General features: G+C 75.7%; 2 protein-coding genes. Both read right to left on the reverse strand.

Annotated elements, in window-relative coordinates:
• Positions 1 to 9 precede the first annotated feature (9 nt).
• On the reverse strand, positions 10 to 10,317 hold the full coding sequence (locus MQV74_RS14505; protein ID WP_242717723.1) for a type I polyketide synthase: 10,308 nt from the start codon (positions 10,315 to 10,317) through the stop codon (positions 10 to 12).
• A gap of 34 nt (positions 10,318 to 10,351) precedes the next feature.
• Entirely contained in the window at positions 10,352 to 16,777 is a 6,426-nt protein-coding gene (locus MQV74_RS14510; RefSeq protein WP_374120620.1) for an SDR family NAD(P)-dependent oxidoreductase, read from the reverse strand.
• Positions 16,778 to 16,795: the final 18 nt, after the last annotated feature.

Here is a 16,795-nt window from a genome sequence, read left to right on the forward strand (position 1 = left end):
TCCTGGTGGTCAGCGGTTCGGTTGGGCGGAAGCGCGGCCGAGTTCCCGGTCGATGAAGTCGAAGACCTCGTTCTCCGTCGCGGTCTCGATCGCGGCGGCCAGGTCCGTGTCGCCGGTGCCGGGGACCGCGTCGGGCCGCGCGTCGGTCCAGGCCTTGTTCCAGCGGGTGAGGATGGCGTTGAGCCGGGCGGCGATCTCGGTGCGGCCGGACTCCTCGTCGGCCTCCGCGCCGACCGGGACGGCCATCAGGACGGCCTCCAGCTTGTCCAGTTCGGCGAGGGCCGAGCGCCGGCTGACGCCGTCGGTGAGGGCGAGGCGTTCCAGCAGGTGGTCGACCAGCGCACCGGGCGAGGGGTGGTCGAAGACCAGCGTCGTCGGCAGGGACAGGCCGGTCCGCTCGCCGAGGCGGTTGCGGAACTGCACGGCGGACAGCGAGTCGAAGCCGGAGTCCCGGAAGGACACCTCCCACTGGAGGTGGTCCGGTGCCGCGTGGCCGAGCACCGCGGCCGCCTCGGCCCGCACCAGGTCCCGCAGGTACGCCTCGGCCTCGGCCCGGCCCATGTCCGCGAACCGGTCGCCCGGCGTGTCCGCGCCGGCCCGGCGGCGCTCGCCGCGCGGCACGAGTCCGCGCAGCACCGCCGGGACCTGCGCCGGGTCGCGGCGCAGGGCGGCCAGGTCGAGCGGCGCGGGCGCGACCACGGCGAGCCCGGTGGCGAGGGCGGCGTCGAACAGCGCGCACGCCTCGTCCCCGGCGATCACCCGCAGGCCCGGCTGCCCGCCCTCGACCATCCGGCCCCAGGCGAGCGACACCGCGGGCAGCCCACGGGAGCGGCGGTGGGCGGCGAGGGCGTCCGCGTAGGCGTTCGCCGCGGCGAAGTTGGCCTGCCCGGGGCTGCCGAGCAGACCGACCACGGAGGAGAACAGCGCGAACAGCGCGGGCGGGGCGTCGGCGGTCAGCTCGTGCAGGTGCCGGGCCCCGTCCACCTTGGGCCGCAGCACGGCGGCGACGCGCTCCGGGGTCAGCGCGGTGAACACCCCGTCGTCCAGGACGTTCTCGGTGTGGACGACCCCGGTGAGCGGGTGCGCGGCCGGGATGCCCGCGAGCAGCGCGCGCACGGCCTCGCGGTCGGCCAGGTCGCAGGCCACCACGGTGGCCGTCGCGCCCAGAGCGGCGAGTTCCTCGCGCAGCCCCTCGGCGGGCGAGCCGGGGCCGTGCGGGTCGGCGAGCACCAGGTGCCGCACCCCGTACGCGGTGACCAGGTGCCGGGCGAACAGGGCGCCCAGCTCCCCGTCGGCGCCGGTGACCAGTACGGTGCCGCCGTCCACGAGGGCGGGCGGCGCCGCGTCGGACGCGGCCGTGGGCGCGAGCCTCGGCGCGAACAACGCGCCTGCGCGGATGGCCAGTTGGGGCTCGCCCGCCTGCGCCACCAGGGGCAGCTGGTCGACGGAGGCCGGGTCGTCGTCCAGGTCGACGAGCAGGATCCGGTCGGGGTTCTCCGCCTGGGCGGAGCGCAGCAGGCCCCACACGGCGGCTCCGGCCGGGTCGCGCACCTCGTCCTCGGCGCCGACGGCCAGCGCGCCCCTGGTCACCACGGCCAGGCGGTTGTCCGGCAGGTCCTCCTGGGCCAGCCAGAGCTGGGCCGTGTCGAGCGCCCGCGCCACGGCCCGGTGCGCGGCGGCCACCGGGTCGCCCGCCGGGTCCGGCCGCGACGGCTCGACGAGGAGGACGTCCCACGGGGTGAAGGACGCGGCCGCCTCGTCGACGCCGTCGAAGCGCAGCGGCGCGATCCCGGCGAGGTCGCCGGTGGCGTCGCCGAGCAGGGCGAGCAGGCTCTCCGGCTCGTCGTCGGACACCGGTGCGACCGGTGTCCACTCCGGCGCGAACAGCGGGGCCGTACCGGCGGACACCGGAGCCGCGGCGCCGTCCCTGGGGGTCAGGACCGCCGGGGCGAGCCGCACGGACGCGGCCACGAGGACGGGGAGCCCGGCCTCGTCGACGGCCTCCAGGCGGAACGCGTCGGCACCGGCCGGAGCCAGGCGCACCCGCACGGCCGTCGCCTCACTGGCGTGCAGGGCGACGCCCTCCCAGGCGAGCGGAAGCAGCGCGGAGCCGTCCGGGACCGCCCCGGTCCCGCCGATCAACAGCGGTTGCACGGCGGCCTCCAGGAGGGCCGGGTGGATCCCGTAGCCACCGACGTCCGCGGCCGCGCCTTCGGGCAGCCGGACCTCGGCGAACAGCTCGTCGCCCCGGCGCAGCACCGACGTGAGGCCCTGGAACGCCTCGCCGTAGCGGTGCCCGGCGTCGGCGAGGTCCTCGTACGCCCAGTCCACCGCCTCGGCCCCGGCCGGTGGCCAGACGGCCGGTTCGGTGTCGGCCCGGTCGGCGGCGGGGGCGAGCACGCCGGTGGCGTGGCAGGTCCACTCCGGGGCGGGTCCTTCGCCGTCCGTGGTGTCGGCGGGCCGCGTGTAGATGCCCACGGTCCGCCGCCCGGTGCCGTCGGGCGCTCCGGTCACGACCTGCGTCCGCAAGGCGCCCCGGCCCGGCAGCACGAGGGGCTCGGTGACGGTGAGTTCGGCGAGGTCGGGGCAGCCGGTGGCGTCCCCCGCGCCGATCGCCAGGTCCACCAGGGCCGCGCCGGACAGCACCGGCACCCCGGCGACGACGTGGTCGGCGAGCCACGGGTGGGTGGTCAGGGACAGCCGGTTCGTGAACACCGTCTCGTCCCGGCCCGCCACGGCGACGGCCGCGCCCAGCAGGGCGTGCGCCCCGGCCTCGGCGCTCTCGCCGCCGGTGGGGCCGGACTCGGCGGCCCAGTACCTGCGGCGCTCGAACGGGTAGGTGGGCAGGGCCGTCCGGCCCGCTCCGGTGCCCGCGAACACGGCCGCCCAGTCGACGGCCGCACCGGCGACGAACAGCTCCCCCACGCCGTCGAGCACGGCGTGCACGGCGGGTCGTCCTTCGGCGAGCAGGAGCACCGACCCCGCGAGCACCCGCCGGGAGCCGGACTCCACGCTCCGGGTCACGCCGCGCTCGGCGAGCCACCGCTCGGCGGCGGCGCTGCCCTCGGTCCCGTCGCTGCCCGGCCGGTCGTCGGCGGTGAGCGGCCTGCCGGTGCGCAGCGACACCACGGGGATCCGCGGCTCGTCGTACGTCACCCGCGCCGCGTCCCCCGCCGTCAGGAGGCGGCCCGCGTCGGCCAGGGAGAGCGCCCCGGCGACGTGCGCGGCGGCGAGCTCGCCGACACCGGTGCCCGCGACGCAGCCGACGGTGACGCCCCAGGCCCTGACCAGGCGGTACAGCGCGACCTCGGCGGCGAACGCGGCCGCGTCCCGGCCCTGTTCGCCGAGCCCGGCCAGGGTCTCGTCGTACGCCTTCGCGTACACGGGCAGCGTCTCGTACAGCGCGGGGTCGGGGCCGTCGGCGGCCCCGGTGAACAGGAACGCGGTCCGGCCGTCCCCGGCGGCGGGCGCCTCGGCCCCGGCGATCGCCCGCAGCCCGGTCAGGGCGTCCGCGCCGCCGCCGGTGACGAGCACCGCGCGGTGGTCGAACGCGGAGCGCTGCGCCAGCGAGAACCCGACGTCGAGCGGGTCCGGCTCGGTGTCGGCCTCCAGGAGGGCGAGCAGCCGCTCGGCCTGGACGCGCAGGGCCCGCGGCGACTTGGCCGAAAGGACCCACGGCACCACCGGCAGGGACACCTCGGCCCGGGATCCGGCCGGTTCGTCGGGGGCCTGCTCCAGGATGACGTGCGCGTTGGTGCCGCTGAGCGCGAACGCGGAGACCGCGGCCCGGCGCGGCCGGTCGAGCTCCGGCCACGGGCGCGCCTCGGTGAGCAGCCGCACCGCCCCCGACTCCCAGTCCACGGCGGAGGTCGGCTTGTCGATGTGGAGGGTCTTCGGCAGGACGCCGTGGCGCATGGCCATGATCGCCTTGAGCAGACCGCCGGCGCCCGCGGCGTGCTGGGCGTGCCCGATGTTGGACTTCACCGAGCCGAGCCAGGCCGGGCGGTCGGCGGGCCGCTCCCTGCCGTACGTCGCCATCAGGGCCTCGGCCTCGATGGGGTCGCCGAGCTGGGTGCCGGTGCCGTGCGCCTCGATGAGGTCCACGTCGGCCGGTGCGACACCGGCGTTCGCGAGGGCCTGCCGGATGACGCGCTGCTGCGAGGGGCCGTTGGGCGCGGTCATGCCGTTGGAGGCGCCGTCGGAGTTGACCGCGCTGCCCCGGACCACGGCGAACACCGCGTGCCCGTTGCGCCGGGCGTCGGAGAGCCGCTCCAGGACGAACAGGCCCACGCCCTCGGACCAGCCGGTGCCGTCGGCGGACTCGTCGAACGCCTTGGACCTGCCGTCGGGCGCCAGCGTGCGCTGCCGGGAGAACTCGACGAAGCCGATGGGCTGCGCCATCACGGTCGCGCCGCCCGCGAGCGCGAGGCCGCACTCGCCGCTGCGCAGCGCGTTCGAGGCGAGGTGCAGGGACACGAGGACCGAGGAGCAGGCCGTGTCGATGGACATCGTCGGGCCTTCGAGCCCGAGGACGTAGGAGATCCGGCCGGAGCCGAAGGACGTCGTGGAGCCCGTCAGGAGGTAGCCCTCGGCGCCCCCTTCGGCCGCTCCCGCGCCCGCGCCGTACTCCTGCGCGGTCAGACCGGTGTAGACGCCGGTGTCGCTGCCGCGCAGCGACCGCGGGTCGATGCCGCCGCTCTCCAGGGCCTCCCACGAGGTCTCCAGGAGCAGCCGCTGCTGCGGGTCCATCGCGAGGGCCTCGCGGGGCGAGATGCCGAAGAAGCCCGCGTCGAACTCGGCGGCGTCGTAGAGGAATCCGCCTTCCCGCGTGTAGAAGGTGCCCGGCTTGTCGGGGTCGGGGTCCCACAGCCGCTCGATGTCCCAGCCGCGGTCGTCCGGCATGTCGCCGATCGCGTCGACTCCGTCGGCGACGAGCCGCCACAGGCCCTCCGGCGTGGTGGCCCCGCCGGGGAAGCGGCAGGCCATGCCGACGATCGCGATGGGCTCGTTCTCGCCGCCGGAGCCCGGGACCGCCGCCGCGACGGCCGCGGCCGGGGCCGCGAGGTCGCCGCTCAGCTCGGCCAGGACGTACGCGGCGAGCGCCGAGGTCGTCGGGTAGTCGAAGACCACGCCGGGCGACAGGCGCAGGCCGGTGACCGCGGCGAGCCGGTTGCGCAGCTCGACCGCCGTCAGGGAGTCGAAGCCGAGGTCGCGGAACGGCACGTTCTCGCTGATCCGCTCGCCCGCGCCGAACTGGAGCACGGCGGCCACCTCGGTCCGCACCAGCTCGGTGACGTGCTCGTGCCGGTCCTGCTCGGGCAGCGCGGCGAGGCGTCCGGCCAGCGCCCGCTGGTCGCCCGCGCCCTGGCGGACCACCCGGCGCGAGGGGCGGCCGACGAGGCTCCGCAGCATCGCCGGGACCGGCACGGAGCCGGACCGCAGCGTCCGCAGGTCGAGCCGCGCGGGGAGGGTGACCGGGCTGCCCAGCGCGAGGGCCCGGTCGAACAGGGCCGCTCCGGCCCGCGGCGTCAGGGGCTTGAGGCCCGTCTGCCTCAGCTGCTCCGCGGCCCCGGCCTGCAGACCGCCCTCGGTGTCCCACAGGCCCCAGCCGAGGGAGACGGCGGGCAGGCCGTGGGCGCGGCGGTGCTGCGCGAGGGCGTCGAGGAAGTGGTTGGCCGCCGTGTATCCGGCCTGCCCGGCGTTGCCCAGCGTGCCCGCGAGGGACGAGAAGAGGGCGAAGAGGGTGAGGGGTTGGTCGTGGGTGAGTTCGTGCAGGTGCCAGGCGGCGTCGACCTTGGGCCGCAGGACCGTGGCAACACGTTCGGGGGTGAGGGCGGTGATGATGCCGTCGTCGATGACTCCGGCGGTGTGCACGACACCGGTGAGCGGATGCTGGGCGGGGATGGCGTCGAGCACCGCCTTGAGCGCGTCGCGGTCGGCGGCGTCACACGCGGCGACCGTGACCGCGGCCCCCAGCCCGGTCAGCTCCGCCACCAGCTCCCGCGCCCCCGGAGCGTCCTGGCCCCGACGGCTGGTCAGGACCAGATGCCGCACCCCGTACGCACCCACCAGATGCCGGGCGAACAGACCACCCAGAGCACCGGTACCACCCGTGACCAGAACCGTCCCCTCCGACGCCAACTCCGGTCCCGCGACGTCCGTCGGGGCCTGCGGAGCCAGGCGCGGCGCGGTCACCGCACCGGCGCGCACCGCGGCCTGGTCGTGGCCCGCCGCGAGCACCGCGGGCAGGGCCGTGAGCGAGGCCGGGGCGTCGTCGACGTCCACGAGCACGATCCGGTCGGGGTGCTCGGCCTGCGCGGACCGCAGCAGGCCCCACACGGCGGCCCCCGCCAGGTCCGGCGCGCCGCCGTCCTGGCCGGTCGTGACCGCGCCGCGGGTCACCACGAGGAGGCGGCCCGACAGGAACGCCTCGCCGGTCAGCCACTCCCGCACCAGGTCGAGCGTCTCCACGACCGTGTCGTGCACCGAGGTCACGACGTGGGTGTCCGTCTGCCCGGCGGGGGCGAACAGGAGCACGTCGGCCCCGGCCGCGTCCGCCAGGGTCGCGCAGCGGTCGACGGGCAGCACCTCGCCGACCGGTAGGGCGGGGGTGCCGAGCAGGGCCCAGCGACCGGCCGGTTCGGCCGGGGCCGCCTCGACGGGCACCCAGTCCACGCCGAAGAGCGAACCGGCCGTCTCGTCCCGCCCGGCCGGCTGGTCGGCCGAGACGGGGCGGGCCTCCACGGAGCGCACCTCGGCGACCGGCTGCCCGCTCTCGTCGGCGAGCTGCACCTGGCAGGACGTCTTGCCGTCGGTCTCCGCGTCGATGACCACGCGCACCCGCAGGGCTCTCGCGCCGGTGGCGTAGAGGTAGATCTCGTTCCACACGAACGGCAGCTGGAGCGTGAAGTCCTCGCCCGCGTCGGCGATCGCGGCGACGACGCGCGGGTGGATGGCCGCGTCGAACAGGGCCGGGTGCATGCCGAACCGCGCCGTGTCCGCGCCCTCGGGCAGCGCGACCTCGGCGAAGAACTCGGCGCCCGCGTCGCCGTCGCGGCGCCACAGCGCGTGCAGGCCGCGGAAGAGCGGGCCGTAGACGTAGCCGCTCTGTGCGAGCCGGTCGTAGAACCCTTCCGTCGCCACGGGCTCGGCGCCCGCGGGCGGCCACTGGCTCAGCTCGAACGCGGGCTCCGGGGCCTCGGCGGCGAGCACGCCGGTGGCGTGGCAGGTCCACTCCTCCTCGGCGTCCTGGTCGGCCTCCGGGCAGGAGTAGATCGCGAACGGCCGGTGTCCGGTGTCCCGCGCCTCGCTCACCACGAGCTGGACGCGGACGCCGCCCGACTCGGGGACGCGCAGCGGCGCGGTGATCACCATCTCGTCCACACCGGCGCAGCCGACCTCGTCGCCCGCCGCCACGGCCATGTCGATCAGCGCGGTGCCCGGCACCAGGGCGCGGCCGCCCAGCTCGTGCTCGGCCACCCAGGCGTGCGTCCGCGCCGAGAGGCGCCCGGTGAACACGACCTCGTCGGCACCGGCGACGCGCACCACCGCGTCCAGCATCGGATGGCCCGCCGCCACCTGCCCCGCCGACACGACGTCACCGGACGCCGGGCCCGCCATCCAGTAGTTCTGGTGTTGGAAGGGGTACGTCGGCAGATCCACCAGGGCGGCCGGGGTGCCTGTGAACAGCCGCTCCCAGTCCACCGTGTGGCCCGCCGCGTGCAACCGGGCCAGCCCGGCCAGCACGGTACGCACCTGGGACTGCTCCCGGCGCTGCAACGCGATGAACGACGCCTCCACACTCTGCGCCCCCATCGCCGTCAGCACGCCGTCGGGGCCGATCTCCACGAACCGGGCCACGCCCTGCTCCCGCAGCCGCACCACGTGATCGGCGAAACGCACCGCACGCCGAATGTGATGCACCCAATAGGCAGGCGAGCACACCTCCTCCACCGACGCCGCCATGGGAATGGCCGGCTCGTTGAAGGTCACGCCATTGACGACGGCGGCGAACTCCTCCAACACCGGGTCCATCAGCGGCGAGTGGAAGGCGTGAGAGACCGTGAGCCGGTTCGTCTTGCGCCCCCGTTCCCGCAGGACGTCCGCGATTCCGGCCACCACGTCCTCGACACCGGAGATCACCAGCGAGGCCGGGCCGTTGACCGCGGCGATGCCCGCCTGCGCCTCATGGCCTTCCAGCAGTGCCAGGACCTCGGCCTCATCGGCCTGCACCGCCACCATCGCCCCACCCGCAGGCAGGGCCTGCATCAAACGCCCCCGCGCGGCCACCACCCGGCACGCGTCCTCCAACCCCAGCACACCCGCCACATGCGCCGCCGCCAGCTCACCGATCGAGTGCCCCGTCACAAAGTCCGGCACCACACCCAAGGACTCCACCCACCGGAACAACGCCACCTCGAACGCGAACAGAGCAGGCTGCGTCCACCCCGTCTCATCCAGCCCCCGCCCGCCGAACACCACCTCCTTCAACGACCCCGGCAACAACCCCTCAAACCCCGCACAGACCTCATCGAAAGCCGCCGCGAACACAGGCAAAGCGTCATACAACTCCCGCCCCATACCCGGGCGTTGGGCACCCTGCCCCGTGAACAAGAACGCCGTACGCCCCTCACCGCAAACCCCCGACACCACACCCGGCCCCGACTCACCACGAGCCAAAGCCTCCAGCCCGGCGACCAGTTCATCGCCCTCGGCCGCAAGCACCACCGCACGATGCTCGAACGACACCGACCGCGAACCCGCCAACGACAGACCCACATCCAGCAGCGAAGCCCCCTCACCCACCGCAGCGGCCAACCGCCCCGCCTGCGCCCGCAACGCCTCCGCCGAACGCGCCGACACCACCACCGGCACCACCGGCAACGAACCGCTCGGCTCCTCCGCCACCGGCTCGGCCGCCGGGGCCTGCTCAAGGATGACGTGGGCGTTCGTGCCGCTGATCCCGAAGGAGGAGACCGCCGCGCGGCGCGGCCGTCCCGTCTCCGGCCAGGGGCGTTCCTCGGTGACCAGCTCGACCGCACCGGCCGTCCAGTCCACCGCGGGGGTGGGCTCGTCGACGTGGAGGGTCTTCGGAACCACGCCGTGGCGCATCGCCATGACCATCTTGATGACACCCGCGACACCGGCAGCGGCCTGCGTGTGCCCGATGTTCGACTTCAACGACCCCAGCAGCAAAGGCTGGTCGTCCGATCCTTCCGTACGCGCCTGCCCGTACGTGGCGAGCAGGGCCTGGGCCTCGATCGGGTCGCCCAGCTTCGTGCCGGTGCCGTGCGCCTCCACCACGTCGACCTCGGCGGGCGAGAGATCGGCGTCGGCGAGGGCCTGGCGGATGACGCGCTGCTGCGAGGGGCCGTTCGGGGCGGTGAGGCCGTTGGAGGCGCCGTCGGAGTTGACCGCGCTGCCCCGGACCAGGGCGAGTACGGGCAGGCCCCGCTCCCGCGCCACCGAGAGACGGGCGAGGACGAGGACGCCGACGCCCTCGGAGAAGCCGGTGCCGTCCGCGGCGGCCGCGAACGCCTTGCAGCGGCCGTCCGGCGCGAGTCCGCGCTGGCGCGAGAACTCCACGAACACGCTGGGGCCCGACATCACGGTGGCGCCGCCCGCGAGGGCGATGTCGCACTCCCCATTGCGCAGCGCCTGCTCCGCGAGGTGCATGGACACCAGCGACGACGAGCAGGCCGTGTCGAGGGTCACCGTCGGGCCAAGGAGGCCGAGCACGTAGGAGATGCGGCCCGAGGCGACGCTCGTGGTGCCGCCGGTGAGCACGAAGCCCTCCAGTTCCTCGGGCGTCTCGCCCGCGCGCGGCATGTACTCCTGCGGGATCACGCCGACGAACACGCCGCCCGAGCTGCCGCGCAGCGACGCCGGGTCGATGCGGGCGTTCTCCAGGGCCTCCCAGGACGCTTCGAGCAGGACGCGCTGCTGCGGGTCCATCGCCTGCGCCTCGCGCGGCGAGATCCCGAAGAACTCGGCGTCGAACCCGGCGGCGTCGGCCAGGAAGCCACCCTTGGTGAGGTACGTGGTGCCCGGGGTCTCCGGGTCGGGGTCGGAGAGCCGGTCGAGGTCCCAGCCCCGGTCGTCGGGGAACTCCGTGAGGGCGTCGCCGCCGTCGCGGAGCAGCTCCCACAGCTCCTCGGGGGTGCGGGCGCCGCCCGGGAAGCGGCTGGCCATGCCGACGATCGCGATCGGCTCGCGGGCGGCGGTCTGTACGTCGTGCAGCTCCCGCCGCGCCCGCTGCAGGTCGGTCGTGACCCGCCGCAGATACTCTCGAAGCTTCTGCTCGTTGGAGTTGGACATCCCGGGCAGCCCCCTTTCGTTCGGACGGGCGAGATCAGGCGATGTCGAGTTCGCCGTCGATGAAGTCGAAGATTTCGTCGTCGGAGGCCTCGGTGAAGTCCCGTTCCTCCCCGCCCGCTTCGGCCGGCGCCGCGAGGCGGCGCAGCACCTCCTGGAGCCGCTTGGCGAGCACGTCCCGCTCGTCCTCGTCGAGGTCGGCCACGGCGAGCCGGTCGAGTTCCGTCACGAGCGAGCCGACGGTCGTCTCCTGCGCGGGGACGAGCAGTCCGTCCAGGAACGCGGCGAGCCCGGCCGGTGTCGGATGGTCGAACACGACCGTCGGCGGCAGCCGCAGGGCCGTGGCGGTGCCGAGGCGGTTGCGCAGCTCCACCGCCGTCAGCGAGTCGAACCCGAGGTCCTTGAACGCGCTGTCCTCGTCGACCGACTCGGCCGTGCTGTGGCCGAGGACGACCGCGGCGGACTCCCGTACGAGTTCCAGGAGTTCCTTGCGGCGCTGCCGCTCGGGCAGCTCGACGAGCCGGTCCGCCTGGGTGGTGGCCGCGGTCTGCGCGACGACGCGCCGCCGGACCTGCGCGGCCGGGTCGAGGGCCGACAGGAGCTCCGGCACCGGCTGCCCGCTCTCCCGCAGCCGGGCCACGTCGACGGGCACCGCCACCGCGAGCGGGCGGTGCAGCGCGAGCGCCGCGTCGAACAGGGCGAGCCCCTGCTCGTCGTCGATCGCGCCGAGGCCCATCCGGGCCAGGCGGTCCTTGTCGCCGTCGCTCAGGTGGCCGGTCATGGCGCTCTCCCGCGCCCACAGGCCCCACGCGATCGACGTGCCGGGCAGGCCGAGGCCGCGCCGGTGCTCCACGAGTCCGTCGAGGTAGGCGTTGGCCGCGGCATAGCCGCCCTGGCCCGCGCTGCCGAGCACCCCGGCGACCGAGGAGAACAGCGCGAACAGGGACAGGTCGTGGTCCTGCGTCAGTTCGTGCAGGTGCCACGCCGAGCGGGCCTTCGCGCGCAGCACGGCGTCGAGGTCCTCCCGCGTCAGGGCCTCCAGGACCCCGTCGGAGAGCACTCCCGCGGCGTGCACCACGCCGGTGAGCCGGTGTGCGGAGCGGACGAGTTCGGCGACGGACTCCCGGTCGGAGACGTCGCACGCCACCACGGACACCTCGGCGCCCGCGGCCCGCAGGTCCGCGACCAGGGCGTCCACGCCGTCGGCCGCGGGGCCGCGCCTGCTGGTCAACAGCAGCCGTCGTACGCCGTGTTCGGCGACCAGGTGCCGGGCGACGAGCCCGCCGAGCACCCCGGTGCCGCCGGTCACGAGGACGGTGCCGCCGGGGTCGAGCGGCGCGGGCAGGGTGAGGACGATCTTGCCGACGTGCCGGGCCTGGCTGAGGTACCGGAACGCCTCCGGCGCGCGGTGCACGGGGTACGTGGTGAGCGGCATCGGCCGCAGCACGCCCTCGTCGAACAGGACGCGGATCTCCTCCAGCATCTCCGCGATGCGGTCGAACCCGGCCTCCATCACGTCGAACGCCCGATAGCGCACGCCCGGGTGTGCCGCCGCGATCTCGTCGGCGTCGCGGATGTCGGTCTTGCCCATCTCCACGAACCGTCCGCCGCGCGGAAGCAGGGCGAGGGACTCCTCGACGTGCTCGTGCGCGAGGGAGTTGAGCACCACGTCCACACCGCGTCCGCCGGTGGCCTTCGCGAAGTGCTCGGCGTAGCCGAGGCTGCGGGAGTCGGCGAGGTGGTCGTCGTCGAAGCCCCAGGCACGCAGCACGTCCCGCTTGCCGGAGCTGGCGGTGCCGAAGACCTCGGCGCCCCAGTGCCGGGCGAGCTGGAGGGAGGCGAAGCCCATGCCGCCGGTCGCCGCGTGCAGCAGCAGCGACTCGCCCGCGGTGAGCCCGGCCAGGTCCGCGAGGCCGTAGTACGCCGTCAGGTACACCACCGGCACCCCGGCGGCCTGCGCGAACGTCAGGCGCTTGGGCATCGGGGCGACCAGCCTGCGGTCGGTGACCGTGACCGTGCCGAGGCCGCCGGTGAACAGGCCCATCACCCGGTCGCCCGCGGTGAGCCCGGTGACGTCGGCGCCGACCTCAAGGACGATGCCCGCGCCCTCGCCGAGGGACGACCACGCGTCGCGGGCCACCATGCCGAGCTCCAGGAGCACGGCCTTGAAGTTCAGGCCGCCCGCGCGCACCGCGACCCGCACCTCGCCCGGCTCCAGCGGGCGCAGCACCTCGGGGCACGGCGTGAGCGACAGGCTGTCGAGATCGCCGCGGTAGGTCAGACCCAGGCGCCACGGCCGCTCGGCCGGTTCGGGCAGGGCCGGGGACGCGGCGGCGCGGGTGAGCCGGGGCACGGCGGCGGTCGCGCCGCGCAGGGCCAGCTCCGGATGGTCGGCGGCCATCGCCGCGGGCAGCGCGGCCCGCGCCAGCGGGTGGCCGTCCATGTCGATGTGGCGCAGGCGGCCGGGGTGTTCGCTGCGCGCGGTGCGGAGCAGCCCGGTCACCGCGCGGTGGGCGAGGTCGTCGGCGCGGGTGAGGACGGTGAGCGGGACGTCGGTGAGGTGCGGCTCGGCGAGCCACGCCCGTACGACGTGCAGCGTCCGGTCGACGACGTCCTCGACCTCGCCCTCGGGGCAGGTCCACAGGGCGGCCGTCGCCGACACCGGTGCGGCCGGGCGGCCTTGGCCGTCGGCGCCGAGCTCGATCCAGGTCCGCTCGGCGGGCGGCTCCGGCAGGTCCACCGGCACCAGGTCCAGGGCGAAGAGGGCCGAGGTGTCGGCGCGCCGGTGCCCGAGCGCGGCCACGTCCACCGGCCGCAGGGCCAGTTCGCCGACCGAGGCGACGGCCTGCCCGGCCTCGTCGGTGACGAGTACGGCGACCGCGTCGGGCCCCGCCGGGGTGAGGCGGACCCGGGCGGTCCGCGCGCCGGTGGCGTGCAGGCGCACGTCGCTCCAGCTGAACGGGGCCCGGACGCCGTCGGCCCCGGAGAGGCCCGCCGCGTGCAGCGAGGCGTCGAGCAGCGCGGGGTGCAGGCCGAAGCCGGTGACGTCCTGCTCGTCGGGCAGGGCCACCGAGGCGTAGAGCGCGTCGCCGTCCCGCCAGGCCGCGCGCAGGCCCTGGAAGGCGGGGCCGTAGGCGTAGCCGCGCTCGGCGAGGGTCTCGTAGAACCCGTCGAGGGACACGGCCGCGGCGCCGGGCGGCGGCCAGGCGGTCAGGTCGTCGGGGGCCGGGTGGCTCTCGTTGGTCAGCCGGCCCGTCGCGTTGCGGGTCCAGTCGTCCGTCCCGGCCGGGGCGGTGTGCACGCTCACCGGGCGGCCGTCACCGCTCTCCGCGCCGATGAGGACCTGGAGGTCCAGGTCGGCGTCCAGGACGACCGGCGCGTGCAGGGTGAGCTCGGCGAGGTGCCCGCAGCCGACCCGGTCCCCGGCGTGCAGGGCCAGTTCGACCAGGGCCGTGCCGGGCAGCAGCACCGAGGCGCCGAGCCCGTGGTCGGACAGCCAGGGCTGTGCGCTGCGGGAGAGCCGCCCGGTGAGGACGAGCGTGTCCGCGTCGGCCGTGCGCAGGGCCGCGCCGAGCAGCGGGTGCTCCGCGCTGCGCAGGCCGAGGGCCGAGGTGTCGCCGACCGCCGCGGGCTCCTCCAGCCAGTAGCGCCTGCGCTGGAAGGGGTAGGTGGGCAGCTCCGCGGTGGTCGCCGCGCCGGGCGGGATCCGCCAGTCGACCTCGACGCCGTGGACGTACGCCTTGGCGAGCGCGGTGTGGAAGCGGGTCCGCCCGCCGTCGTCGCGGCGCAGCGACTCCAGGACGACGGCGTCGGCCGCCGCCTCCTCGACGGTCTCACCGATCGCGTTCACGAGGACGGGGTGCGCGCTGACCTCGACGAACACCCCGTGGCCCTGGTCGAGCAGGGCGCGTGTGCCCTGGGCGAAGCCGACGGTCCTGCGCAGATTGCCGTACCAGTACGCGGCGTCGAGCTCGGGGCCGGCCACGACCTCGTTGGTGACGGTGGAGTGGAAGGGGACCCGGGACGGGCCGGGGGCGATGCCGGAGAGCGCGGTGAGGATCTCCTCGCGCAGCGCTTCCACGTGGGCCGAGTGCGAGGCGTAGTCCACCGGGACGAGGCGGGCGCGGACGCCGTCGGCCTCGCAGGACGCGACGAGGTCCGCCAGGTCCTCGGGCCGGCCCGAAACGACCGTGCTGCCGGGGCCGTTGACCGCGGCGACCTCCACGGAGCCGCCGTACGCCTCGATGCGCCGCTCCGTGCCGTCCTGCGGCAGCTGCACGGAGGCCATGCCCCCGGTGCCCGCGAGCCGGGTGATGGCCTGGCTGCGCAGGGCGACGACGGCCGCGGAGTCCTCCAGGGACAGCGCCCCGGCGACGTACGCGGCGGCGATCTCGCCCTGGGAGTGGCCGAGGACCGCGTCGGGGGTCACGCCGTGGTGCTGCCACAGCGCGGCGACCGAGATCATCACGGCCCACAGGGCGGGCTGGACGACGTCGACGCGGTCGAGGGGCCCGGCGAGCGCGTCGAGGAGGTCCCAGTCGACGTACGGCTCCAGGGCGACGGCGCAGGCGTCCAGTTGGGCGCGGAAGACGTCCGAGTCGCGGTACAGGTCGAGCGCCATGCCCGACCACTGGGAGCCCTGCCCGGGGAAGACGAACACCGTCTTGCCGCGCGGGCGCGCGACACCGGTCAGGACGTCCCGCGACGGCCGCCCCTCGGCGAGGGCGAGCAGGCCCGCCGACGGGTCGTCGCCGGTGACGGCCGCGCGCTGGGGGAGCCGGGGCGCGCGGGTGGCGAGCGCGACGGCCAGGGGCGCGGCCGCCGGGGCGAGGGCGTGCAGCTGCTCCGCCCTGGCGGCGAGCGCGGCCGTGGAGGAGGCGGAGAGGAGCAGCGGCAGGGCGGTGGCGTGGGGGAGCCGCGCGGGCTCCGCCCCGGCCACCGGCCCCGTCGCGGTCCGCGCCCCTGCCTCCGCCCCGGCCGACGGGGCCGTGACCGCCTCCGGCTCCGCCCCGGCCGACGGCTCCGGTGCCTGCTCGATGATCAGGTGGGCGTTGGTGCCGCTGATGCCGAACGCCGACACCGCGGCCCGGCGCGGCCGGTCGTTCTCGGGCCAGTCGCGCGCCTCGGTGAGCAGCTCCACCGCGCCCGACTCCCAGTCCACGGCGGGCGAGGGCTCGTCGGCGTGCAGCGTCCGCGGCAGGAGGCCGTGGCGCAGCGCCTGGGTCATCTTGATCACGCCGCCGACCCCGGCGGCGGCCTGGGTGTGCCCGATGTTGGACTTCAGGGAGCCCAGCCACAGCGGCCGGTCCGCGGGGCGCTCCTGGCCGTAGGTGGCGAGGAGGGCCTGCGCCTCGATCGGGTCGCCGAGGCGGGTGCCGGTGCCGTGCGCGTCCACGACGTCCACGTCGGCCGCGGTGAGGCCCGCGTCGGCGAGGGCCTGGCGGATGACGCGCTGCTGCGAGGGGCCGTTCGGGGCGGTCAGGCCGTTGGAGGCGCCGTCGGAGTTGACCGCGCTGCCGCGGATCACCGCGAGCACCGGGTGCCCGAGCCGCTGGGCGTCGGAGAGCCGCTCCAGGACGACCATGCCCGCGCCCTCGGACCAGCCCGTGCCGTCCGCGGCGGCCGAGAACGCCTTGCAGCGGCCGTCCTCGGCGAGGCCGCGCTGCCGGCTGAACTCGACGAACGTGTCCAGGGTCGCCATCACGGCGGCCCCGCCCGCGAGGGCGAGCGAGCACTCGCCGCCGCGCAGCGCGCGGGCGGCCAGGTGCATCGTCACGAGCGACGACGAGCACGCGGTGTCCACGGTGAGCGCGGGCCCCTCCAGACCGAGGAGGTACGCGATCCGGCCGGAGGCGACGCTGGCCGCGCTGCCGGTGCCGCCGAAGCCCTCGCCGCCCTGCCCCGACTCCTCCGCGCCGAGCCCGTAGCGCTGCCCGCCGTGGCCCATGAGGCCCACGAACACGCCGGTGTCGCTGCCCCGCAGCGCCTGCGGGTCGACGCCGGTCCGCTCCAGGGCCTCCCACGACGTCTCCAGGAGCAGCCGCTGCTGGGGGTCCATGGCGAGGGCTTCCCTGGGGGATATCCCGAAGAACTCGGCGTCGAACTCGGCCGCCTCGTACAGGAATCCGCCGCCGCGGGCGTAGTAGGTGCCCGGCACGCCGGGGTTCGGGTCGTAGCGGCCCTCGACGTCCCAGCCGCGGTCGGCGGGGAACGCCCCGATGGCGTCCCGGCCCTCGGTCACCAGGTCCCACAGGCCGTCCGGCGAGACGACGCCGCCCGGGTAGCGGCAGGCCATGCCGACGATCGCGATCGGCTCGCTGGCCGCCCGCTCCAGCTCCTGCAGGCGCTCGCGCGTGTCCTGCAGCTCGCCGACGGCCTGCTTGAGGTAGTTCCGCAGCCTGCCCTCGTTCTCCATCGTCTCGTCACTCCTCCGGCCGGGGTACTCAGCTCGGCCAGTCAACATTGCGGGGGTGGTGGGCAG

This window comes from Streptomyces sp. AN091965 (assembly GCF_022698285.1).
Lineage (GTDB): Bacteria > Actinomycetota > Actinomycetes > Streptomycetales > Streptomycetaceae > Streptomyces.